We start from the raw sequence: 22389 nt of genomic DNA, 5'->3' as shown, positions 1-22389 counted from the left end.
AAAAGTCGCTGATTTAACAATCAATTCTGGATGGATCCGGAAATCCCGCAACGGCTGCATACCAAAAATGTATAACCAAGCCAGCCTGCGCCTCAGCCCCTTACGGGCACGTTTAACAATGATGTTCAGGAATGATTGATGGATATTTTGAAAGCATTGCTGCATGCCCTGTGGCAGCAGGATTACGAAATGCTCTCCGACCCGACACTGGTTTGGGCCATTTATGGCGTGCTGTTCTTGATCCTGTTTCTTGAGAATGGCCTGCTACCCGCCGCGTTTCTGCCCGGCGATAGTCTGTTGATTTTAGTCGGTGTTTTGATTGCCAAAGGCACCATGGGTTTCCCGCTGACCATCCTGATTCTGACCACTGGCGCCAGTCTGGGCTGCTGGGTAAGCTACATTCAGGGCCGATGGCTGGGGAATACGCCTACCGTACAGAAGTGGCTCTCGCACCTTCCGGCGCAATATCATCAACGCGCGCACAGCTTATTCCATCGCCATGGTCTTTCGGCCTTGCTGATCGGTCGGTTCATTGCCTTTGTGCGCACCCTGCTGCCGACCATCGCGGGGCTTTCTGGCCTGAGTAATGCACGCTTTCAGTTCTTCAACTGGATGAGCGGCTTCCTGTGGGTGCTGATTCTGACGGTGCTCGGTTTCGCGCTGGGCAAAACGCCGATTTTCCGCCGCTATGAAGATGAACTGATGTTCTGCCTGATGCTGTTACCGCTGGTGTTGCTGGTGATTGGTCTGGTGGGCTCTCTGGTGGTGCTGTGGCGTAAACGTCAGTCTTCACGTAATGGGAATTCACAGCCATGATCAGATTCCGTGGATTCCCCAGGCGCTTCGTGCCCTGGGCGCTTGGCGCTGTGCTGGCGCTGCTGGCGGTGATTTTTGTGCCGTCGATGTTGCAGCACGATACCGTGGTGCAAATCCGTGTTGCCCACAATGGCACCAATCTGCCGGATGGCTTTTATCTGTATCAGCAGCTTAGTGCGCAAGGTGTGCGTATCAAAAGCATTACACCTGCGGGCGATGCGCTGGTGATTCATTTCGAAAATGAAGAACAAAGCCTTGCCGCCCAAAAAGTGCTGAAACGCTTACTGCCACAGGGCTTTGTCGTTGCAAGCGGACCGCAAGCTTCGCAGCAAGTACCTGACAGCAACCGCCCAACTTATAGCTGATTTTAGCCGTCTGGTGATAAGCCAGACGGTGAATCAATCCTCGCTATCCCCGCGTCTTCGTTGAATTTTTTCGTCTGCTGTCTATGCTTAAAGGTAGCGCGAGTTAAGACAAGCTGGGACGCTTCTCCTGCCCGGTTTGCGGCAGGTCATCAACAATGGAAGGTAAAACCTGATGAAACATCAATTACTGCTGGGTGCTATTCTGTTCTCTCTCTCGGGATCTCTGATGGCAGCCGAGTCGCTGTGTCAGCAAAAAGAGCACGACATTCAGCGCGAAATCGACATGGCTAAACAGCATGATAATCAGCGCCGGGTGACCGGGCTGGAGCGCGCGCTCACTGAAGTACGTGCGAATTGTACTGATGAGAGACTGAAGTCAGCCCACAGCGAACGCATTGCAGAGCAAAAACACAAAATTGCGGAACGTGAGCGTGAGTTGAAGGAAGAGCGTCAGGATGGAGACAAAGATAAGATTGAGAAGCGCGAACGTAAGCTGGAAGAGGCACAGCACGAGCTGAAAAAGCTTGAGGCTGAGCCCTACTAATCGGACTTAAATAGATGATGTAATGGAGAACTTCATGTCTAAAGACACCACATCTGAACATCTGCGTGCGGAACTGAAAAACCTTGCTGACACCCTGGAAGAAGTACTGAGCAGCTCGGCGGATAAATCGAAAACCGAACTGGACAAACTGCGCAGCAAAGCGCGCGGCGCGATTGAAAGTTCGCGTGAGAGACTGGGCGATTCCGGTGAACGCATCGCGCAATCCACGCGTGAAGCGGCAGAAAAGGCCGACGAGTATGTGCGCGATAATCCGTGGCACGGCGTAGGCATCGGTGCAGCTGTCGGTGTACTGATCGGCATCCTGATCTCACGTCGTTGATATGAGCGATAGTCAGAGCCACGGCCCAGGCAAAGGGGTCTTCAACATCGGTCAGCGCATCGTCACCACCCTGGTCGGGATGGTGGAAACGCGCGTCCGTCTGGCGATTGTCGAGCTGGAGGAGGAGAAAGCCAATCTGATTCAGATGCTGATGATGGTTGGACTGACGATGCTGTTTACCGCTTTTGGTTTAATGAGCCTGATGGTGCTGATCATCTGGGCGGTAGATGCGCAGTATCGGCTGATGGCGATTGCCATTACTACCGCCGTACTGTTTGCGCTGGCGCTGATCTTTGGTGTGTGGACGCTATATAAGTCACGCCAGTCAACGTTGCTGCGTCATACCCGCAAGGAGCTGGAAACCGATCGCAGCTTGCTGGAGGAGCATCGCTCATGAGCCGTCGTGAACGTGAAGCACGCATTCATGAACTGTTGAATCAGGTTCAGCAGCAGCGATTGGATCTTAGTGCTGCACGCCGTGACTGGCTGGATGGCACCGCTCACTACGATCGCGGCTGGCTAACGTTTCTTAGCTTACGCCGCTATCTGGCGATTGGCAGCAGCGCACTGGCTATCTGGTCAATCCGCAGTCCTAACCGTATTTTGCGTTGGGCAAAACGCGGTTTTGGGCTTTGGAGTACCTGGCGCATGATTAAGTCCACGCTCGAACCTCGCTAACGCCTTCATTTGAAACCGGATCTAAAAGATTCGGTTTTTCTTTATCAAAATCCCTGAACAACATTGACAGTTTAACTCGCTTACAACTGTTGCAACCTGCGACTATCATCTTCCTCCATCAGCCCAACGAATTGCGATCAGCGATTCTGCGGGATCAAAACCTTGCAGGCCAACAACCTGCTTCTTAATTCTTGTTGGAGTAAATGATGAAAAAATTCGAAGACTCAGGCCTGTTGCTGGCACGCGTATTAATGACCATTCTGTTCATCACTGCGGGCTGGGGCAAAATCACCGGTTATGCCGGTACCGCACAATACATGCAGGCGATGGGCGTCCCGGGCTTCTTATTGCCGCTGGTTATTCTGCTGGAGTTCGGCGGCGGTCTGGCAATTCTGTTCGGTTTCCTGACGCGTTTCACCGCACTGTTCACTGCGGGCTTCACTGTGCTGACTGCGTTCCTGTTCCACAGCAACTTTGCTGAAGGCGTTAACCAGCTGATGTTCATGAAGAACCTGTCCATCGCCGGTGGTTTCCTGGTGCTGGGTCTGGTAGGTCCGGGTGCATACAGCATCGACCGTCTGATTCGTGCTCGTTTCGCACCAGCAGCCGCACGCTAAGCACACAAGCGCTGCCAGAACACATATACTGATTTGCAGGGGCGAGGATTTTCCTCGCCCTTTTTCTTTATGGAGGGCTTATGGGACAACTGATTGACGGTGTATGGCATGACACCTGGTACGATACGAAGTCAACCGGTGGCCGCTTCAAACGCACAGAAGCAGTCTGGCGCAACTGGATCACCGCAGATGGCAGTGCTGGCCCCACCGGCAAGGCGGGTTTCGCTGCCGAGCGCGATCGCTATCATCTTTATGTTTCTCTTGCCTGTCCGTGGGCACACCGCACGCTGCTGATGCGCCAGCTTAAAGGGCTGGAAGAGATGATTTCCGTCTCAGTGGTGCATCCATTGATGCTGGAAAACGGCTGGACCTTCGACGACGATTTCCCGGACGCAACCGGCGACTCTCTGTATCAAAACGAATACCTCTATCAGCTCTACCTGCACGCCGACCCGCAATATACAGGCCGCGTGACCGTTCCGGTGCTGTGGGATAAAACTCAGCACACCATCGTCAGCAATGAATCGGCTGATATCATCCGTATGCTCAACACGGCCTTTGATGCACAAGGTGCCCGCGCCGGGGATTATTATCCGCCGGCGTTGCGCGATAAGATCGATGAGCTGAACGGTTGGATTTACGACACGGTGAACAATGGCGTGTATAAGAGCGGATTCGCGACCTCGCAGGCGGCCTATGATGAATCAGTCACCGCGCTGTTCCATTCGCTGGCGCGACTTGAGCAGATCCTCGGGCAGCATCGCTACCTGGCCGGCGATCGCCTGACGGAAGCGGATTTGCGTTTATGGACCACCTTAGTCCGCTTCGACCCGGTGTATGTCACGCATTTCAAGTGCGACCGTCACCGCATCAGTGATTACCGCAATTTGAGCGGCTTCCTGCGTGATATCTACCAAATGCCAGGCATCGCCGACACGGTAAATCTGCCGCATATTCGCCATCACTACTACTGCAGCCATAAAACCATCAACCCGAGCGGCGTGATTTCGCTAGGCCCGGCGTTTGACTGGGATGAGCCACACGGCCGCGGTTGAGGTTAGTGGGGATCATTGCGTTCAACACACTCCTTTTTTAAGGAGTGTGTTGTGCAGGTTTTAAAAGGTGGAATACGAGGTGAACCGCCTGACACTCCATTTCTTCATGCGCGTTAGCCGCTAAGAGTCAGGCCGATGTGCCCACTTTTAAGCAAACTTAATCAGCACCATCCCCGCAATCAGCAATCCCACCCCTAACCAGCCGATGCGATTCAGACGTTGACCAAACAGTACCCAACCAGCCGCTACCGTTGCCACCAGACCAAAACCACCCCACAGTGCATAAGCCACTGAGAGATCGATCCCTTTCACCGCTTGTGACAACGCACTGAATGCCCCCAGCACCGCGACCAGTGAGAGCAGGCCGTAAATGACACGGCGGAAACCATCGGAGTATTTGAGAAAGATATTCGCGACGATCTCCAGCCCAATCGCCAGTGCAAGCCAGGCAACGTGCGCCGCATTAAACGTGGCCATGTTGCAGCTCCTTGCGTGTCAGCGTGCCAGATTTGATTAGCGCAATTCCCGCCACCAGCGTGATTAAGCCCGCCACCTTCATCAGCGATAAGGGTTCACCGAACAGCGTGACGCTGAACAGGGTGATAAACAGAATGCCGATACCTTCCCACATCGCATAGGCCACGCCTAAAGCGATACGTTTTACGGCGAAAGACAGGAAAATATAAGAGAGCGCGATCATCACCAGCATAAAAATAAAACCCGCATTGTCGTCATTGACGCTGGCCCATTTCATAGAGAGCGTGCCGGTTATTTCAGCCAGGATAGCTAAAACTAATAAAAGCCAATAGCGCATACTTTCTCTCCTTAAGAGAAATAGAAAACTATCACGCGAAATAAACGCATGTGAAATTTTAAGAATATTTTTAAATAAGGAGAGTGTGGCGCTAAAGCGCGAAGCGCCAGTGCTGGTCGCAGATCGAGCAGTGGAAGTGTTCAGAGAGATAAATAGAGGTTGCCATCATTGGGGCGAGCATTTTGTCCATAATTTTACAACTTATCCACGCTGTTGCTTTTCGTCGATGTGGATGAAAAATTGTCCTCGGTAGTGAAACACGCACCTATTCTGGCATAAGGTTTATTTTGTTATGCGGGATTTTCATTTCTTTACGCTTTGGCATTTTTTATTCTCTGCGAACGAGAATTTATTTTAATTATTGGTATGCCGCGTTCTTTTCATAGAGAGGGGAGTGGACAGTCATTCATCTTGCGCCGTACGCCAGATAGCAAAAAACCCGCCGAGGCGGGTTTTTCACATGAAAAAGTCGAAACTGACCGATAAGCCGGGTTCTGTCGTGGACAGTCATTCATCTAGGCCAGCAATCGCTCACTGGCTCAAGCAGCCTACCCGGGTTCAGTACGGGCCGTACCTTGTGAACCCCTATTTGGCCTTGCTCCGGGTGGAGTTTACCGTGCCACGAACTGTTGCCAGCCGCGCGGTGCGCTCTTACCGCACCCTTTCACCCTTACCTGATCCCATTACTGGGCCATCGGCGGTTTGCTCTCTGTTGCACTGGTCGTAGGCTTGCGCCCCCCAGGCGTTACCTGGCACCCTGCCCTATGGAGCCCGGACTTTCCTCCCCTCTGCCCGTCTCCCCCGAAAGGGACGACGACAAAGCGGCGACTGTCTGGTCAGCTTCGGCGCGGGATAATAGGCGATCCGCCCGCGTTTGTCACGCCTCTTGCTGCTCCAGCGCGTACTTATAGAGGGCGTTCTTCTTAACGCCATGAATTTCCGCCGTTAACGCAGCGGCTTTTTTCAGCGGCAACTCAGTTTGCAGCAACGCCAGGGTTCGCAACGCTTCGGCAGGCAGCGCTTCGTCATCGGCCTTATGCCCTTCAACAATCAGCACCATCTCGCCTTTGCGACGGTTTTCGTCTTCCAGTACCCAGGCCAGCAGTTCGCCCACCGGCGCGCCCTGGATGGTTTCCCAGGTTTTGGTGATTTCACGCGCCAGCACCACATAGCGATCTGCACCCCATACGCTCACCATATCTTGCAGGCTATCGATCAAACGGTGAGTGGATTCATAAAAAATGAGGGTACGTGGTTCATTCTCAAGGGAGCGCAGCACATCGCAGCGGCCTTTACTCTTGGCAGGCAGAAATCCTTCGTAACAGAAACGATCTGACGGTAACCCCGCCGCACTTAATGCTGTAATCGCCGCGCAGGCACCCGGCAACGGAACCACGCGCACACCTGCTTCACGGCAGCGACGTACCAGATGATAGCCAGGATCGTTGATTAATGGCGTGCCCGCATCCGAGACCAGCGCAATGCTCTGGCCTTCTTGCAGCTTGGCTAACAACACTTCTGCTTTCTGTTGTTCGTTGTGGTCGTGAAGTGCGAACAGTCGCGCATTGATGGCGAAATGTTGTAGCAACAGCCCGGTATGACGTGTATCTTCCGCTGCGACCAGATCGACGCTCGCAAGCACCGTCAGCGCACGCTGCGTGATATCACCCAGGTTACCGATCGGGGTAGGAACGATATAGAGCGTGCTGGCAGAAATCTCTGCCCGATCGAGTTGTTTCATTGTTTCATCCGAATTGCCGATTTAATATTGAGCATCTAGAAAAAAACATCACTGGATACAGTATGCTTCCTTCAAAAGTCGTACGTCATAAAGCAGGACGCTTTGTACCTGTTCTTCTCGCTGGACTGATTTTAGCCGCCTGTAGCGGCCAGGGACCGCAGCAAACCTCCAACGTCAATATTCAGGGGCCTGCTACTGGCAGGTCTGACTATTATCTGCAGCAGGTGCAGCAAAGCAGCGATGATAGCAAGACCGACTGGCAATTACTTGCCATCCGTGCCCTGTTGAAGGAAGGAAAGTATCCGCAGGCTAACGATCAGATCTCGCAACTGCCACAACAGCTCTCTGCAGTGCAGCAGCAGGAGCTGCAATTACTGCGCGCGCAGATGCAGATTGGTCAGCAGGATTTCGGCGGCGCTCAGCAGACGCTGGGTCAGGTGAAGACTGATGGCCTGTCTCAGGATCAGCAGGTGCGCTACTACGCTCTGCAAATCGCTGCGGCACAGAATCGCCCTTCACTCGCACTGTTACGCGCCTATATTGCTCAGGAGCCGTTGCTGCAAGGCGCCGACCACCAGAGCAATATTGACGCCACCTGGCAAGCTCTGACGCAAATGACGCAGGATCAGCTGAACAGCCTGGTGATTAACGCCAATGAGAACACCCTGCAAGGCTGGCTCGATCTGCTCAACACCTGGCACACCAACAGCCAGGATCCGCAGATGCTGAAAGCGGCGATCAAAGACTGGCAGACACGTTATCCGCAAAACCCGGGTGCGAAAACATTACCAACGCAGCTTAGCCAGGTGCAAAACTTCACCAAAGCCTCGACCAGCACCATCGCCCTACTGCTGCCGCTGAATGGCCAGGCACAGGTTTTTGCCAATGCGATTCAGAAAGGTTTTAACGATGCTAAAAATGGCGTGTTAACTGCACCAGCCCCGCAACCCGCCCCTGCTGCGCCAGTGGCAACCAACGCCAACGCTCAGCCTTCAGCGCCACAGACTGGCGACGCCAGTGCTCAGCAGCCTGCCGATGCTAACGCTGCCGCTAACACGGTTGTCAGCCCGGCCATGGCGGGCAATATGCCACCGCAGACCGAACAGCCGCAGCCCGCAGCACAACCGGCGACTACGGCGGCTCAGCCGGACAGCAACGCTCAGGTTAAAGTTTATGACACCAGCAGCCAGCCGATTGCCCAGGTAATGCAGCAGGCTCAGCAGGATGGCGCGACCATCGTGGTGGGCCCACTGTTGAAAAACGACGTGGAATCGGTGGTGAACAGCCAGACGCCACTCAACGTGCTGGCGCTGAACGAGCCAGAACAGATCCAGAACCATCCGAATATTTGTTATTTTGCGCTTTCTCCTGAAGACGAAGCGCGCGATGCCGCGCACCATATCTACGAGCAAGGCAAACGCCAGCCATTACTGCTGGTACCGCGTAGCAGCTATGGCGATCGCGTCAGCAAGGCGTTCGCACAGGAGTGGCAGCAATTGGGCGGCTCCACCGTACTGCAACAGCGTTTCGGTGGCGTTTCTGAGCTGAAACAAGGTATTAATAGCGGAGCCGGTATCGCATTGAGTGGCACGCCGTTGACGGTTGAACAGCCACAGTCTGCCGGCGTGGCCGTTGCGGGTTTGACCATTCCGGCACCGCAAACCACCCCGCCAGCGCCAACGGCCGATGCCAGCGGTGGCAGTGTGGATGCGGTGTACATCGTGGCCAGCCAGGATGAGCTGCAACTGATCAAGCCGATGATCGCGATGCGCACCAGCAGCCGCAACAACATCGCACTGTATGCCAGCTCCCGCAGTGCGCAGGCGGGTGCCGGTCCAGACTTCCGTCTGGAAATGGATGGCCTGCAGTTCAGTGATATTCCGCTGCTCTCCGGCAACAATCCGGGTCTGATGCAGCAGGCGGCGAAGTCGTTTAACAACGATTATTCGCTGGTTCGTCTCTACGCGATGGGCATTGATGCCTGGACGCTGGCGAATCACTTTAACCAGATGCGTCAGGTGCCTGGCTTTGCCATTGACGGCAACACCGGCAAGCTGAGCGCCGACACGGATTGCGTGATCAACAGGAAGTTGGCATGGAACCAGTATCGTCAGGGACAAATCGTTCCGGTGCAGTAAACCGCCAGCGCATTGGCGCTGAGCAGGAGCAGCAGGCGCGTCGCTATCTGGAGCGCGCCGGGCTGCGATGGATTGCCAGCAACGTGCGTTGCCGCAGTGGGGAAATTGACCTCATTATGCGAGACGCCGATTGCTGGGTGTTTGTCGAAGTGCGCTATCGACGCGATGCGCGCTACGGCGGTGCCGCCGCCAGCGTGACGCGCCAGAAACAACAAAAGCTGCTGCGTACCGCTGCATGGTGGTTGCTGGCACGCGGCGGCAGTTTTGATACGGTGAATTGCCGTTTTGACATCATTGCCATTACCGGGCGTGAGCTGGAATGGCTGCCCGATGCCTTTAATGCCGATGGATAGAACCAGGTGGTCTTGTGCAGGACAGAATTAAAGCGTGTTTTACCGAAAGTATTCAGACTCAAATCGCCGCTGCGGAGGCGCTGCCGGATGCGATTTCTCGCGCCGCTATGACGCTGGTGCAGTCGCTGCTGAACGGTAACAAAATCCTGAGTTGTGGTAACGGTGCTTCATCGGCCAATGCTCAGCATTTTGCCGCCAGTATGATTAACCGTTTTGAGACCGAGCGCCCCAGCCTGCCTGCGTTGGCACTGAGCGCCGACAATGTCATGCTGACGGCGATCGGCAACGATCGTCTCCACGATGAAGTTTATGCCAAGCAGGTTCGCGCGCTTGGTCAGGCCGGTGATGTGCTGCTGGCTATTTCAACCCGTGGCAACACCCGCGATATTGTTAAAGCGGTTGAAGCTGCGGTGACTCGCGATATGACTATCGTCGCGTTGACCGGCCATGATGGCGGTGAGCTGGCGGGCCTGTTGGGTCCGCACGATGTGGAAATTCGCATTCCGTCACATCGCAGTGCACGCATTCAGGAGATGCATATGCTGACGCTGAACTGCCTGTGTGATTTGATTGATAACACTTTGTTCCCACACCAGGAATGACTGAAGGAGCTCAAATGAAAGCATTGAACGCTGTCGCCATTCTTTTAACCGCCATGATGCTGCAAGGCTGTGTTGCCGTTGTGGCAGGCGGCGCCGCTGTGGCGACCAAAACCGCAACGGACCCGCGCACCGTAGGTACGCAAGTGGATGATGGTACGCTGGAACTGCGTGTCAGTAACGCACTGGCTAAAGATGAACAAATCAAAAACCAGGCGCGCGTCGTGGTCACCGCTTATCAGGGCAAAGTGCTGCTGACCGGCCAATCACCATCGGCGGATTTGGCGAGCCGCGCTAAGCAGATTGCCATGGGCGTGGATGGTGCCACCGAGGTGTATAACGAAATCCGCACTGGCCAGAAAGTGAGCCTCGGAACCTCATCATCCGATACCTGGATCACCACCAAAATCCGCTCGCAGCTGCTGGGTAGCGATCAGGTGAAATCATCGAACGTGAAAGTGACCACGGAAAACGGTGAAGTGTTCCTGCTGGGTCTGGTGACACAACAGGAAGCCACTGCGGCGGCCGATGTGGCCAGTCGTGTAAGCGGTGTGAAACACGTAACGACCGCGTTCACCATCCTGAAGTAATCTGCATCTGACGGGCGCAGTCAGCTGCGCCCCGACCACAGACAAGGGCAGCCTCAGCGGGCTGCCTTTTTTATGCCGGTAAATCGATGACGAGGGCACGTAGCGGCGTTTTCGCCTGCAACGTAATCTGCTGTTCTTCACTCAAGAACGCGCCGTCACCGCAGCTCAGTAACTCCTGATTGGCGCTACTTGCCTGCAGATCCAACGAACCGTGGATAGATTGCAGATAGGCACGAGGGCCGTTCAGTTTCACCATATGCTGCTCACCGGGTGCGAGTATCACCTGATGGACCCAAACTTGCTGACGCAGTTGCAGGCTGCCATCCACGCCGTCTGGCGAGGCCAGCAAGAAACGGGTCTGCTGCGGCACAGCGATTTTCTGCAGCAGCGGATTCTCTCGATCCGGGCAGGCCGCCAGCCAGAGCTGCATGCGTGTTAGCGGGTGATCTTTGCTGATATTGATTTCACTGTAGTTCACGCCCTGCCGCGCCGACAGCAGCATGGCTTCGCCTTCCCGCGCGATCAGGTGGTTACCTTCGCTATCGCGGTACTCTGCTTCGCCCTGCAACACCAGGTTCAGCACATCCACCTGCGGATAGCTGCGTGGCTGGAACGCCGCACCGGGTGCCAGCACTTCCTGATTGAGCACACGCAATGAAGCGTAGCCCATTAATTTCGGGTCAAAATAGTGGCCAAAAGAGAAGCTGTATCGCGCCTGCAACCAACCGAAATCGGCCTGGCCACATGCTGACGCGCAGCGGGTTGTCATCATGATTTACCTCCGACGCACTGCGGTGAGATTCGACCACAGGCTTTATACGTTAATGGTAAAAGGCTGGACGCCGGATTGTTAGCCAGTTAATCTGCCTGGCATATTCAAATTTACTGACAGAGAACCGGCATGGCAAAAGACCGCGCGTTAACCCTCGAAGCTTTACGTGTGATGGATGCTATTGATCGTCGTGGTAGCTTTGCTGCGGCAGCCGATGAACTTGGCCGCGTTCCCTCTGCATTGAGCTACACCATGCAGAAGCTGGAAGAAGAGCTGGACGTGGTGCTGTTTGACCGATCCGGCCATCGCACCAAGTTCACCAATGTCGGGCGTATGCTACTGGAGCGTGGGCGCGTGCTGCTGGAAGCGGCCGATAAACTCACCACCGATGCCGAAGCGCTGGCTCGCGGTTGGGAAACCCATCTCACCATCGTGGCCGAAGCACTGATCCCCACCAATCTGCTGTTTCCTGTCGTTGAAAAGCTGGCTGAGAAAGCCAACACGCAGATTTCGCTGGTGACGGAAGTGCTGGCCGGTGCCTGGGAGCGCCTGGAACAAGGCCGCGCAGATATCGTGATAGCGCCTGATATGCATTTCCGTGCATCAACCGAGATCAACACCCGTAAGCTCTACAGCATTATGAGCGTCTACGTGGCCAGTCCGGATCACCCGATTCATCAGGAAGCCGAGCCGCTGTCTGAAGTGACGCGCGTGAAGTATCGCGGCATCGCGGTGGCGGATACCGCGCGCGAACGCCCGGTGTTAACGGTGCAGCTGCTGGATAAACAGCAACGCCTGACGGTGAGTAGCATGGACGATAAACGCCGAGCGCTGCTGGCAGGATTGGGTGTCGCCACCATGCCTTATCCGATGGTGGAACAGGATATCGCCGAAGGTCGTCTGCGTGTGGTGAGTGCCGAATACACCCGTGAAGTGGATATTATTATGGCGTGGCGCCGCGATAGCATGGGTGAAGCCAAGGCGTGGTGCCTGCGTGAAATCCCGCGGTTGCTGGCAAAGCAGCGCGGTTGATTAAGACCAGAACGGGATAAATGCCACCCCAACGCCGAACATCGTAATGGCGGCATTCATCCCAAACATTTTAATGCGGAATTCATGCCGGACATTGTTTTGGCGATATTCAAGCCGCCCTGATTGACGATCACATCCGGCTCAGACAATCGATCGCCACCGCTTTAAAGCTGACGAAATCCGCGCAATCGCGCAATCGGGTCATCGCCCTCTCCCGCAGGAAGGTGACGAACAGATCGTAAATCGCCATCGCCTCTTCGTATTCGCTTTTGCTGATCGCCAGCATGAAAATCACCGAAGCGGTTTCATCACCCCAGCTCACGCCATGCGGCGCCAGCACGGTATACACCACGGTTTTCTTCGCCAGCAATCCCAGTGAGTGTGGCAGCGCAATGCCTTCGCCGAGCAGGGTGCTGACAATCGCTTCTCGCTCTTCGACGGAGGGATAAAAGTCCGCATCCACACAGCCTTCTGACTCCAGCTGATCGCACAACACGCGGAACAGCGCGGATTGCGTCATCGGCTTATCCAGCACCATAAAGTGCTGTGCATCGAAGTATTTTTCCAGCATGTAAGGCCGTGTGCGATCCACCAGCACCAGCTTACCCAACTGCTCCAGCTGGAACTCGGTCGGGAACGGCGACATCACCGCAATCGGTTTATTCTTCTCACTCAAACGCACGGTGGAAATCACGAAATCTTCGTCAATGTGTTCGCGCATCTCGTAATCACGCTGCGACAAACGCGCCGTGACCACCAACTGCGGGTATTTACGCAGCAGTAGCGCTTCAATCATGCGCAGTGTGGAGTTGCCGCTGTCGCACACCAACAGCACCTGCGGATGGCGTTGATAGCCGACATCGTAATGCCGCTCTAGCCCGACACCGATGTGCAGCACCAGAAAACCGATTTCGTTCTCGCTGATGCTGTACGGCGTGTACTTTCCCCAGCTGGTGACCGCCGCCAGCGTCACGTCATACGCCATCGGATAGTGCTGTTTGATGTTACTCAGCAGCGGGTTGGGGATGTGAATCTGGTAGCGCACCCGGGTAATCATAGTTTTGATATGGGTGAGCAGATCGGCCCGCAGTTGCTCATCCTGCTGCAAGCGGTAGTTGTAATGGGTGTTGATGTAGTTCAGCAGGTAATCGACTAACGCATCGGCGTCATCAGCATTAATGGTGCTGGGCGACAGCGCCTGAATCTGCCGGGCGGCGATATTGACGCGCAGCCAGTTCTCTTCCGCCTGCGAGATCGGTTTGCCGACCAGCGGCTGCATCAGATTCACCAGATGATGCGCGGCTTCGCGCACCTCATCACCGACATCTTCTGCGCCGGGATCGTTGAGCGGGAAACCTTCGCTGATGCGTCGCACCGCCACCGCACAGTAAATTTGCAGATAGCGCTCGCCCTCATCGCTCAGGCGAATCGCATACTGATTAAAGCAGTGCTGCAACAGCGGTTCCAGCTGTGCCAGGATGCCGCTGTGCAGCGCTTCCACCGTCAACAGCGGGCTGTCGGGCATCTCCTGATCAATTTGCCACAGCAAATCCGTCAGGCAGGTGCGGATCGCCGCTTCGCTGCCGAACAACTTCATGCCGTAATGCGGCTTGGTTTCGATATTCAGATGATAGCGGCCCAGCCACTCGCGCACTTCCGCCATATCACTTTGCAGGGTAGCGCGGCTGACAAACCACTCTTCCGACAGGTCTTCCAGCTTGAGTGAATAGGCGGCGGTGAGAAAACGCGTGAGCAAATAGCGCACGCGATCCTGAGAAGTGCGCGGCACGCGCAGCGGCGCGGCGCTCTCTTCCTGCAGACGGTCAAAAAGCGCCACATCGTCGATCTTCAGCTGATATCCCGCGCCGCGCGCCAGTACGAACTGTGCGCCGTGTTGCTCCAGCAGCGCATTCAGCGCGGTGATATCGGTGCGCACCGTGCGCGTTGAAACTGAAAAGCGGCGCGCCAGTTCATCCTGTGGCAGCGTTTCGTTTTGCAGCGCAGCGAAAAGTTGGGCCAGACGCTGATTGGGAAATCTCACGGAGCTTCACCTGTGACTCGTTTGTTACAGCAGTTTCTTGCACGTTGCCAGAAGCTGACGCACATCGTCAATGCGCGTGTCGCCAGTGGCACTGTCGATGATCGAACTATAGACGTGTGGAATCACTTTGCTGACGCCCGCATCGAGTGCAATCTGCACAATGGCTTCGAAGTTATTGAGATCGATGCCGCCGGTCGGTTCCAGCCAGAAGTCGTGACGCGCACAGGCTTCAGCAACGGCACGGTACTCATTCACCGCTTTTAAGCCGCCCATCGGGAAGTATTTCACCGAACTGCCACCCATGTCTTGCAGCATGGCGATGGCGCTGTCGATCGGCACAATCGCATCTTCCAGTTGCGAGCTGCGCGGTCCGGTGGAAATTTTCACCAGGCCCGGCGTGCCGGTTGGTGAAATCAAACCGTTGACCACGGTGTGATTCTGCCCGAGCAGCGCGCGGCTGGTCGCCACACCGGTAAACACCTGGTTCACGTGCTGCGGTTGCAGCACCGCTGAGATCTCACTCACCATCGCCGACTGATTCGGATCGCCCGCGCCCAGTCCGACGGACAGCGCGTTGTCGATCAGTGCCGCGTACTCACGCATATCGGCAATCGCTTCTTCATTGCTCGCGTAATTTTTTGATAAGACGCCCACCAGCACGTGGCCTTCTGCGGCCTGCCAGATCTCTTTGGCGTTCTGCTTAGAACCGGCCAGCACGTTGAGGCACAGACGGCCCTGATAGAAATTCGGGTTCAGACTCATGCGCGTTTTCCTCCGCTGAGTAACGCCTGGATACGGCTAAAAATAATATGCAACTGATCGGCACTGACGCTGCGCACGTCGGCTTCGATAATGCCTTCATTGGCCTTGTAGCCACGGAAGTAGATAGCAATGTCGCCGGTTTTCAACGCCTGCACCAGCTCGCCGGTTGGCCATTGTGTGACGGCTTCATCGAACTTGATCTCAGCACGGGCGATATCGCGGCCCGCCGCATCCCACACTACGCGTGCGGACACACCATTCAGCGTATTGAGGTTGTCGATAAACGGCGTCATGTTGGCGACCATCTCAGCGCCGGTGGTTTTCGGCTGCACCAGATAGTTTTCAATCGCCTGCGTCAGACCGAGAATGCCCTCTTTACCAACTTTCATCGCGCGGCCAATACCGTTGCTTTGACGTTTGACCCATTCAACGTACTGGGTGCGGCCAATCACCAGACCGCTGGTCGGCCCTTCAATCGCCTTGGCACCGCTGTAGATCACCAGGTCTGCACCCATCTGGTAGTAGCACTGCAGATCTTCTTCTGCCGCCGCATCCACGATTAACGGGATACCGTGTTTACGCGCGACCACCGCCGCCTGCTCCACACTCAGGTGGCTCTTCTGCACGCAGTGATGTGATTTGATGTACAGCAGCGCCGCCGTGGTTGGCGTGATGGCGGCGGCCAGCTGCTCAGGCGAGCACTCGTTGCTGTAACCGGCTTCCACTAAACGTCCACCGCCCAGTGCCACCATCGCGCCCACCGGTGCGCCGAAGTTCACGTTGTGGCCTTTCGGCACCACAATATCGTGCGGCACGGTCAGCGGCGCGGCATGCAGGTTGTCCAGCAGCCAGTCGTTATCTTTGACGATCACCGCCGCCACGCTCTGCGCGATGCCAGCCGAGGCGCAGGAGACCACTACCGCGTTCTCCACATCCAGCAGTTTAGCGATATAGGCGCCGGTTTTATTGACCAGATCTTTGATCTCGAAATAGTGATTCAAACCGTAGCTGACGGTCTCGACCACATCGGCAGATGGGGTTGAAACACCGAGAATGGTCATACGACCGGAGGCATTGATGACCTGTTTCAGGTCATATTTTTCATAAATCGAAGACATGATTGGCTTTCCCTTCATCTGTCAGATGCCACTCACCCGCGACAACCACGGCCAGCGGCAGCAAATGTTGCTCACCCAAAACCCGTTCGCCTTCAGCATCAACGAACGGGCGGGCTTCCTCTTTGACGGTAAAAATGGTCAGGTCGGCGTCATAACCTTCGGTTAAGCGCCCTTTGCCCGCTAAGCGCAGGCCAGCAGCGGCATTACCGGTGACGCAGTCGATAACCTGCGGCAGCGTCATGCCAATGCTGAAGAATTTCGACATCACGTGCGCCAGGCTATGTACCGGGCCGTTGATGCGGTTGCGACAGTAAATGTCCGAGCTAATAGTGTCGGGCAGAATGCCCTGCGCGATGGCCTGACGGGCCACTTCGAAGCTGAAGCTGGCGCTGCCGTGGCCGATATCCAGCTTCACGCCGCGCGCGATGGCATTTTTCACCGCGGCTTTCAGTTCGCCCTGCGGCGACAGAATGCGGTTCGGTTTGCCGTTGAAGCAGTGAGTGATGATGTCACCGGAGGTGAGCAAATCGGCGATCTCTTCCAGCACCGGCGGGTTGTTGCCGATGTGCACCATCAGCGGCAGATTTCCCGCCGCCTGCTGAATGGCTTTGGCGCGAATCAGCGGCTGAATGCCATTTTCACCCACCACGCTGCTGCTCATGCGCGCTTTCAGCCCCACGATAAAGTCCGGGCGACGTTTCACCGCCTGCACCACCGCATCACCGTCGATTTGCGCCATATCCGCCAGTTCGTTCTGGGTGATGATGCCGGTGCGTGAGATGTTGATCAGCGCGCGTACTTCAGTGGTGGCGGAACGGGTGAGCTGATAGAAATCGTCGATATGATCCGCGCCGGTGCTGCCTGCATCAACCACGGTAGTGACGCCCTGCGCCATCCCAATCGCATCGGCTTCATCGTGATAAATCGGGGATTTGGGATAGCAGTGCACGTGGCTGTCGATCCAGCCGGCGCTGACGTAATAGCGCCCCTCTAAATCGCGCTCCTGCTGAGCTGAACCGCTGACGTCGCCGACCGCAACAATTTTGCCGTGCTGGATGGCGATATCCACCAGCTGTTCGTCGCACAAACGCGCGCGGCGCAGAATCAGATCAAACATATTTACTCCTTAACAACCTGCATTCAGCCTGGTGCGCATCAATACGCACCCTACGGAATTTGCATCACATCTGTGTGGGGTCATCAATGCGCCTCCACACAGAATGCACTGTTCAATCGTAGGGTCGCCGTGAAGGGCGACCGTTAAATCGGTGACAGCTTTACAGCGAAACCGGGAACATTGCGCCTAACGCCATGGCACCTAAAATCGCGCCACCGGTGATCGGTTTGTTCCACAGATAAAACAACAACGCACCCACCAGCGAACCGATGCCAATCGGAATCGACGCGGCCATCGCAGACAGGATGATCAACGGCCCAAGGAAGCGACCCGATGCATTACCTGCGCCCATCATCACGTCCGCACCGTAGGTGGAATCGCTCTGATTGATGGTGAACTTACGCGCCAGGATAATCAGATAACCGATCGCTAAACCCACCACCAGGCCCGTGGCCAGTGATGCGGCAAAGTTCGCCACCGGGAACACAATGCCCGCGCCCAGCAGCAAAGCCGGAACGCCCAGCCCGACACCGGTTTGAATCGCACCGCCAATATCCAGAATCCCGACCAGCGAACCCTCGATGATGCGGGCAAACAGGAAGCTGGCACCAAACGCCGCCACGGCGCCATACACGCCGGTTTCCATGCCGGAACGCAGCATTGAAACAAACGCCACTTCGTTAAATGCACCGATGCCGTACAGGTAGTACATGTGCGTACCGGCAAACACCCCGGCGGACAGCAGGCCAACAAAGATCGGGAAAGACCAGTCGGCGTACCAGAACCCTTTGTTTTCGGTCTCGTTCATTCTCAAGGCTCCTTATTTGCCGCTCAGGCTGTTGTGAATCATGTCCAGCCAGCCAGGAATGCCAAGTTGGAAGGATTGCAGCAGTTTCATGTCGAAACCACGGAAGAAGCCGCTCAGAGCGAACAGCAGCACAATCGCGAACATCATCACTTTGGTGACTTTGTTCCAGCCGCTCTCTTCCACGCCTTTACCAATCAGGATACCCAGCACCAGACCCGGTACGGCATTGCCCATGATCAACTGCGCCAGACCACCAAAGATGGTCGCCCAGAAACCGGATTTCTTACCGGCATCAATCGCTGCCAGCCAGAAGATCACCGGCATTACGGTGTTCACCAGCAGGTTGGCCGCCGGCACCAGTACTTTAACCGCCGTAACCTGTAATGCCGCCGGCACCGCAGAAGCGGTACTGTTGAGGAACGCCACCACGATCATGCCGATGATGCCGCAGGCAATCGCCATGCGTTTCGGGTTGTGCAGGGTTTCCGCGACGTTACGATTTTTCACCATCAACGCAGCCGCGCCCCAGTTGGGCAAAATGCGGTGGTCAACGTCCTGTGTGAAGGAGCCTGCCGCCACAGACGATGCCCAGGCGTTAAAGAAGAAGCCAAGACCAAAGGAAAAGTGCGATGCAGGATCGCCTTCACAGGAATTGAGTTCACCCAAGGTACGAAACGCGCCCATACCCTGGGTGGTCGGTGCGTGGAACATGCGCGCTGCGCCCGCTCCTACCCCAACGCCAACCAATCCACCAATGATCAACGACTTAAACAAAATGATTAAAAACATGTTGTTGTACCCTTTGTTGTCGTTTTTATTTCGTCGCGATGAAATCCACCTTGTCGGTGTCGATCACGGTGACGCTGACGGTAATCTCCAGCTCGACGCTGTAATTCCGTCGTTCGCGCGCCAGAAAGAAGAACAAGAACTTCTCTGTGCGTACGCTCTCCTGCGCGCGCAGCACCCGCACATCTATGGGTTCAATGCGCAACAGAATCTTTTGGCTGGTGCGCAGCACTTGCTGCTGCACCTTGCTCAATGCATCGGAAAAGGCTTTCGCTTTGCTGTCGCCTTTGCCCTGCACCGTTACCTGCGTCTCGTATTGCTGTTTCATGCTTAGCTGCCGTGTTTTTTATTCCAGGCCTGCACCAGACGTTCACCCAGCTCTTCTTTATCCATAAAGCCAAAGCCCAGCACGGTGGCGCCTTCGTTGATGGCGGTCACGCCTTCATCAATCGAACGCATACCGTGTTTGGCTTTGTAGCCATATTTGTTCTGTGCAGTGATGGCACCCGCGCCGCCGCTGCCGCAGAAGGAGATGCCGAAATCGGCGTTTTCCGCTTTCATCACATCGCCCAGCTTCATATCCGCTGCGACGCCCGGCACCACCACGGCACGGCCGCCTGCTTTCTCAATACCGGCTGCGACTTTCTGACCTTTACCCAGACGATCACCAATCACGACTGTTACCATGTTCAATTCCTCTCGATTTATGCTTCGTTGGATTTCGCCACTTCGATATGCACCGATAACAGCCAGGCTTCTTCTTTGGGCAGATTGCCAAACAGATCCACCACCTGCTGTGCCAGCGCCATGGTTTCTGGCGAGATATCTTCAAACAGTTCGGCTTCCACTTCCGGCAAGGCTTCTCCCGTGAGGGAACGCGCTGCCATCGCCCGTACATGCGAGGCCAGCATTTGCTGCTGCACGGCATTGGCTTCGATGTGGTGCGCGGCGTAGATCGCCGCAATCTGCTTCAACGTGTTATCCGCCAACGCCTGAATGGCTTCTGGCGTACTCGGTTTCAGCGGGACAGCTTCACTCCTCACCTTGCTACTCCTGTTTACTGCGGATAATTAGAGATAATTCGCGTTAGAAAGAAATTACGCTTTCCGCTTCAGGCTGTGGAGACGCATCTTTTCCACCTCAAAGTGGAAATCCCACGGGCGTGTGTGCGCCAGATCGCACTACGCATGAAGTGTGCGAAACAGGTCACAAAAATGCGGGTTATGACGGAAATCGATGCGTTTAAACGGAGGGAATGCGAGAGGAGATAAGGCCAGCCACAGGGCTGGCCGGGTTATCAGCGGAATTTCTTATGGTTGGCGTTACGAATATCTTCCAACTTCTTCGCTTCAGTTTTGGCTTCGTCGAGCTTGTTGGCTTTCGCCAACTGATCGACGACATCAATCTGCGCAATCAGAGAATCAAGACCGGCGTGATAATCCTTAATCTGGGCGCTATCGGCAGCCTGACCTTCCAGTTTTTCCGGCGTGGATTTTTTAGCATCCTCCGCCGCCTGGCGCATCTTGCCGAGCGCGGTTTGCATTTCCTGAGCATCAGAGGTTTTCTTCACCACGCTCAGGCCATCTTTCAGGGTATCCATATCACTCTTCAGGTCAGCGGCGAATACGCTAGCCGAGGAGAACAACAGCGAGAGAGACAACATTGCAATCACATGCTTACGCATAAATATTCCTTATTTCCCGTCATATTTCAGGTTCCAGACACGTTGGCTACGCTCACTCACCTCAGTCACTTACTGATGTAATGTCCTGAGGATTCATTCACTTGCCGCCTTTCTGTCACGCGAATTATTTAGGGGTATTATTGTCGGGCTAAAAAAAAAGCAGCCTTGCGGGCTGCTTTCATGAAGCGATGTCTTTATTGTCCGGCGATTTTCATCTCCGGCAGCAGCACCGACCCGCATTGTATATTGCTGCGCGTTTCAATGTCGTTACCGAGCGTTACCATATTGAGCCACATATCCTTGAGGTTGCCCGCAATTGTGATCTCACTCACAGGATATTGGATTTCACCGTTCTCAACCCAGAAGCCTGAGGCACCGCGTGAGTAATCACCGGTCATGGCGCTGACACTGGAGCCCATCATTTCGGTAACCACTAAACCACGGCCCATCTGCTTCAGCATATCTTCAAAGCTATGCCCCTGACCCGCAATGCGCCAGTTGTGAATGCCGCCCGCATGACCGGTGCTCTGCAGGCCAAGCTTGCGTGCCGAATAGCTGGTCAGCAGCCAGTTTTGCAGCACGCCATCTTTGATAATGTCACGCGCCTGGGTACGCACGCCTTCGCTGTCGAACGGCGTAGACGCCAGCCCTTTCAGCAGGTGCGGCTTCTCTTCAATGGTCAGCCACTCGGGCAGAATCTGTTTGCCGAGTGAATCCAGCAGGAAGGTCGCTTTGCGATAGACGCTACCGCCGCTGATCATGCCGACCAGATGGCCAAACAGACCCGTCGCCACTTCCGGCGCGAAGATCACCGGCGCTTTCATGGTTGGCAGTTTGCGCGGCGCCAGGCGTGACAACACGCGACGTGCGCACTCTTGTCCCACCCAATCCGCAGTTTGCAGATCGTCAATGGAACGGCCGATGGTGTAGGCATAGTCGCGCTCCATGTTGCCATCCTGCTCGGCAATCACACAGCTGGAGAGCGAATGGCGGCTGGAGCAGTAGCTCTGCAACATGCCGTGGCTGTTACCGAACACTTTGATGCCGACGTGGCTGTTAAAGCTGCCGCCTTCGGTATTGGTGATGCGCTTGTCAGCTTGCAGCGACGCCTGTTCGGCCTGTGCAGCCCATTCGATAGCGCGATCGGCGTCGATCTCCCACGGATGGTAAAGATCGAGATCCGGCGCTTCAAACGCCAGCAGATCGGGATCGGCCGGTGCGCCAAAAGGATCAACCGAGGTGTAGCGCGCAATGTCGATCGCCGCCTGCACGGTGCGTTTGATGGCATCCGGGCTGAGATCGGTCGAGGAGGCACTGCCTTTGCGGTTCTGATGATAGACGGTGATGCCAAGTGCACCATCGCTGTTGAATTCGACGTTTTCCACTTCGCCATAGCGGGTACTGACGCCGATGCCGGTGGTTTTGGTCACCGCGACTTCTGCTCCATCGGTGCTGGCTTTCGCCAGTTCCAGCGCCTGCGCGACAGCCTGTTCTAACACTTTACGTTGTTCTGCAACCTGAGTAGATACGTTCATCGACCTGCCGTCTAATCTTAAGTATGAATTCATTGAGTCTATCAGACTCAGAGAACAATTTCGCAGTCGCCCGATAAACTGGTA

At 55.4% G+C, this 22389-nt stretch carries 28 protein-coding genes and 1 other RNA gene; 13 read left to right on the top strand and 16 right to left on the bottom strand.

Annotated features, from left to right (window positions below; translation table 11 throughout):
* Nucleotides 1–138 precede the first annotated feature (138 nt).
* From FD744_RS14995 to FD744_RS14960, 8 genes are all read left to right on the top strand, one after another.
* Complete coding sequence (locus FD744_RS14995; protein WP_034829190.1) at nucleotides 139–816, top strand: DedA family protein; 678 nt, start codon at nucleotides 139–141, stop codon at nucleotides 814–816.
* Entirely contained in the window at nucleotides 813–1181 is a 369-nt protein-coding gene (gene mzrA / locus FD744_RS14990) for an EnvZ/OmpR regulon moderator MzrA (protein WP_034829191.1), read from the top strand. Before FD744_RS14995 ends, mzrA begins: the two co-directional genes overlap by 4 nt.
* 172 nt (nucleotides 1182–1353) lie before the next feature.
* Nucleotides 1354–1725: a DUF1090 domain-containing protein gene (locus tag FD744_RS14985; RefSeq protein ID WP_034829192.1), complete on the top strand. Its 372-nt coding sequence runs from the start codon at nucleotides 1354–1356 to the stop codon at nucleotides 1723–1725.
* A 34-nt stretch (nucleotides 1726–1759) separates the two neighbouring features.
* Nucleotides 1760–2065 (top strand): YqjD family protein, encoded by a 306-nt coding sequence (locus tag FD744_RS14980; protein WP_034829194.1) that lies wholly within the window; start codon nucleotides 1760–1762, stop codon nucleotides 2063–2065.
* Between the two features lies 1 nt (nucleotide 2066).
* Complete coding sequence (locus FD744_RS14975) at nucleotides 2067–2462, top strand: phage holin family protein (protein ID WP_034829196.1); 396 nt, start codon at nucleotides 2067–2069, stop codon at nucleotides 2460–2462.
* A complete protein-coding gene (locus FD744_RS14970) occupies nucleotides 2459–2743 on the top strand; it encodes a YqjK-like family protein (protein ID WP_038644523.1) in 285 nt (94 codons plus the stop codon). Before FD744_RS14975 ends, FD744_RS14970 begins: the two co-directional genes overlap by 4 nt.
* Before the next feature lie 206 nt (nucleotides 2744–2949).
* Nucleotides 2950–3360 carry a DoxX family protein gene (locus tag FD744_RS14965; RefSeq protein WP_058959530.1) on the top strand — a complete coding sequence of 137 codons (411 nt, stop codon included), beginning with the start codon at nucleotides 2950–2952 and terminating at the stop codon, nucleotides 3358–3360.
* Nucleotides 3361–3440: 80 nt separating this feature from the next.
* The gene (locus tag FD744_RS14960; protein WP_160868601.1) at nucleotides 3441–4415 is read left to right on the top strand and encodes a glutathione S-transferase family protein; all 975 of its coding nucleotides are present in this window, start codon (nucleotides 3441–3443) and stop codon (nucleotides 4413–4415) included.
* Nucleotides 4416–4562: 147 nt separating this feature from the next.
* Here the strand turns inward: FD744_RS14960 and mdtI are convergent, their stop codons facing one another.
* The 4 genes from mdtI to rsmI form a co-directional block, all read right to left on the bottom strand.
* Nucleotides 4563–4892, bottom strand: a complete 330-nt coding sequence (gene mdtI, locus FD744_RS14955; RefSeq protein ID WP_160868600.1) for a multidrug/spermidine efflux SMR transporter subunit MdtI — start codon at nucleotides 4890–4892, stop codon at nucleotides 4563–4565.
* Complete coding sequence (mdtJ, locus tag FD744_RS14950; protein WP_160868599.1) at nucleotides 4879–5229, bottom strand: multidrug/spermidine efflux SMR transporter subunit MdtJ; 351 nt, start codon at nucleotides 5227–5229, stop codon at nucleotides 4879–4881. Before mdtJ ends, mdtI begins: the two co-directional genes overlap by 14 nt.
* 467 nt (nucleotides 5230–5696) lie before the next feature.
* An RNA gene (rnpB, locus tag FD744_RS14945) (RNase P RNA component class A) lies at nucleotides 5697–6073 on the bottom strand.
* 33 nt (nucleotides 6074–6106) lie between these two features.
* Nucleotides 6107–6970, bottom strand: coding sequence for a 16S rRNA (cytidine(1402)-2'-O)-methyltransferase (gene rsmI / locus FD744_RS14940; RefSeq protein ID WP_160868598.1), 864 nt, complete (start codon nucleotides 6968–6970; stop codon nucleotides 6107–6109).
* Between the two features lie 62 nt (nucleotides 6971–7032).
* On the opposite strand from rsmI, the gene FD744_RS14935 reads away from it, so the two are divergent.
* From FD744_RS14935 to dolP, 4 genes are read left to right on the top strand one after another with little or no spacing between them, the layout of a single operon-like run.
* The gene (locus FD744_RS14935; RefSeq protein ID WP_160868597.1) at nucleotides 7033–9108 is read left to right on the top strand and encodes a penicillin-binding protein activator; all 2076 of its coding nucleotides are present in this window, start codon (nucleotides 7033–7035) and stop codon (nucleotides 9106–9108) included.
* Complete coding sequence (locus FD744_RS14930) at nucleotides 9066–9461, top strand: YraN family protein (RefSeq protein WP_160868596.1); 396 nt, start codon at nucleotides 9066–9068, stop codon at nucleotides 9459–9461. The genes FD744_RS14935 and FD744_RS14930 overlap by 43 nt, the downstream gene beginning before the upstream one ends.
* 14 nt (nucleotides 9462–9475) lie before the next feature.
* On the top strand, nucleotides 9476–10063 hold the full coding sequence (gene diaA / locus FD744_RS14925) for a DnaA initiator-associating protein DiaA (RefSeq protein ID WP_034829211.1): 588 nt from the start codon (nucleotides 9476–9478) through the stop codon (nucleotides 10061–10063).
* Between the two features lie 14 nt (nucleotides 10064–10077).
* Entirely contained in the window at nucleotides 10078–10650 is a 573-nt protein-coding gene (gene dolP / locus FD744_RS14920; RefSeq protein ID WP_034829213.1) for a division/outer membrane stress-associated lipid-binding lipoprotein, read from the top strand.
* A gap of 70 nt (nucleotides 10651–10720) precedes the next feature.
* Here dolP and FD744_RS14915 read toward each other — a convergent pair whose 3' ends face one another.
* The gene (locus FD744_RS14915) at nucleotides 10721–11422 is read right to left on the bottom strand and encodes a pirin family protein (protein WP_160868595.1); all 702 of its coding nucleotides are present in this window, start codon (nucleotides 11420–11422) and stop codon (nucleotides 10721–10723) included.
* A gap of 129 nt (nucleotides 11423–11551) precedes the next feature.
* Here FD744_RS14915 and FD744_RS14910 point away from each other — a divergent pair, with 129 nt between their 5' ends.
* Entirely contained in the window at nucleotides 11552–12454 is a 903-nt protein-coding gene (locus tag FD744_RS14910; RefSeq protein ID WP_034829216.1) for a LysR family transcriptional regulator, read from the top strand.
* A gap of 130 nt (nucleotides 12455–12584) precedes the next feature.
* On the opposite strand, the gene FD744_RS14905 is transcribed toward FD744_RS14910, so the two are convergent.
* The 11 genes from FD744_RS14905 to pmbA all read right to left on the bottom strand — a co-directional run bounded on the left by FD744_RS14905 (nucleotide 12585) and on the right by pmbA (nucleotide 22305).
* Nucleotides 12585–14495, bottom strand: coding sequence for a BglG family transcription antiterminator (locus tag FD744_RS14905; RefSeq protein ID WP_160868594.1), 1911 nt, complete (start codon nucleotides 14493–14495; stop codon nucleotides 12585–12587).
* 24 nt (nucleotides 14496–14519) lie between these two features.
* Complete coding sequence (locus FD744_RS14900) at nucleotides 14520–15257, bottom strand: KDGP aldolase family protein (RefSeq protein ID WP_038644502.1); 738 nt, start codon at nucleotides 15255–15257, stop codon at nucleotides 14520–14522.
* A complete protein-coding gene (locus FD744_RS14895) occupies nucleotides 15254–16375 on the bottom strand; it encodes a DgaE family pyridoxal phosphate-dependent ammonia lyase (RefSeq protein WP_160868593.1) in 1122 nt (373 codons plus the stop codon). Before FD744_RS14895 ends, FD744_RS14900 begins: the two co-directional genes overlap by 4 nt.
* The gene (locus FD744_RS14890) at nucleotides 16359–17492 is read right to left on the bottom strand and encodes an amidohydrolase/deacetylase family metallohydrolase (protein WP_160868592.1); all 1134 of its coding nucleotides are present in this window, start codon (nucleotides 17490–17492) and stop codon (nucleotides 16359–16361) included. Before FD744_RS14890 ends, FD744_RS14895 begins: the two co-directional genes overlap by 17 nt.
* Before the next feature lie 160 nt (nucleotides 17493–17652).
* On the bottom strand, nucleotides 17653–18300 hold the full coding sequence (locus FD744_RS14885) for a DUF4310 family protein (RefSeq protein WP_034829224.1): 648 nt from the start codon (nucleotides 18298–18300) through the stop codon (nucleotides 17653–17655).
* A gap of 12 nt (nucleotides 18301–18312) precedes the next feature.
* Nucleotides 18313–19089 (bottom strand): DUF4311 domain-containing protein, encoded by a 777-nt coding sequence (locus tag FD744_RS14880; RefSeq protein WP_034829226.1) that lies wholly within the window; start codon nucleotides 19087–19089, stop codon nucleotides 18313–18315.
* 25 nt (nucleotides 19090–19114) lie between these two features.
* Nucleotides 19115–19414, bottom strand: coding sequence for a DUF4312 family protein (locus tag FD744_RS14875; protein WP_034829228.1), 300 nt, complete (start codon nucleotides 19412–19414; stop codon nucleotides 19115–19117).
* A 2-nt stretch (nucleotides 19415–19416) separates the two neighbouring features.
* Nucleotides 19417–19773 (bottom strand): SFCGS family glycine-rich protein, encoded by a 357-nt coding sequence (locus tag FD744_RS14870; protein ID WP_009087404.1) that lies wholly within the window; start codon nucleotides 19771–19773, stop codon nucleotides 19417–19419.
* Between the two features lie 17 nt (nucleotides 19774–19790).
* Nucleotides 19791–20129, bottom strand: coding sequence for a glycine dehydrogenase (locus FD744_RS14865; RefSeq protein WP_034829231.1), 339 nt, complete (start codon nucleotides 20127–20129; stop codon nucleotides 19791–19793).
* Nucleotides 20130–20383: 254 nt separating this feature from the next.
* A complete protein-coding gene (gene cybC / locus FD744_RS14860; RefSeq protein WP_038644492.1) occupies nucleotides 20384–20770 on the bottom strand; it encodes a cytochrome b562 in 387 nt (128 codons plus the stop codon).
* 194 nt (nucleotides 20771–20964) lie between these two features.
* On the bottom strand, nucleotides 20965–22305 hold the full coding sequence (gene pmbA, locus FD744_RS14855) for a metalloprotease PmbA (protein WP_045816560.1): 1341 nt from the start codon (nucleotides 22303–22305) through the stop codon (nucleotides 20965–20967).
* Nucleotides 22306–22389 lie beyond the last annotated feature (84 nt).

It is taken from the genome of Pantoea sp. Taur (genome assembly GCF_009830025.1).
Taxonomy (GTDB): Bacteria; Pseudomonadota; Gammaproteobacteria; order Enterobacterales; family Enterobacteriaceae; genus Pantoea; species Pantoea communis.
Note: the sequence above shows the minus strand (reverse complement) of the source record. Positions and strands in the feature narration are given on the sequence as shown.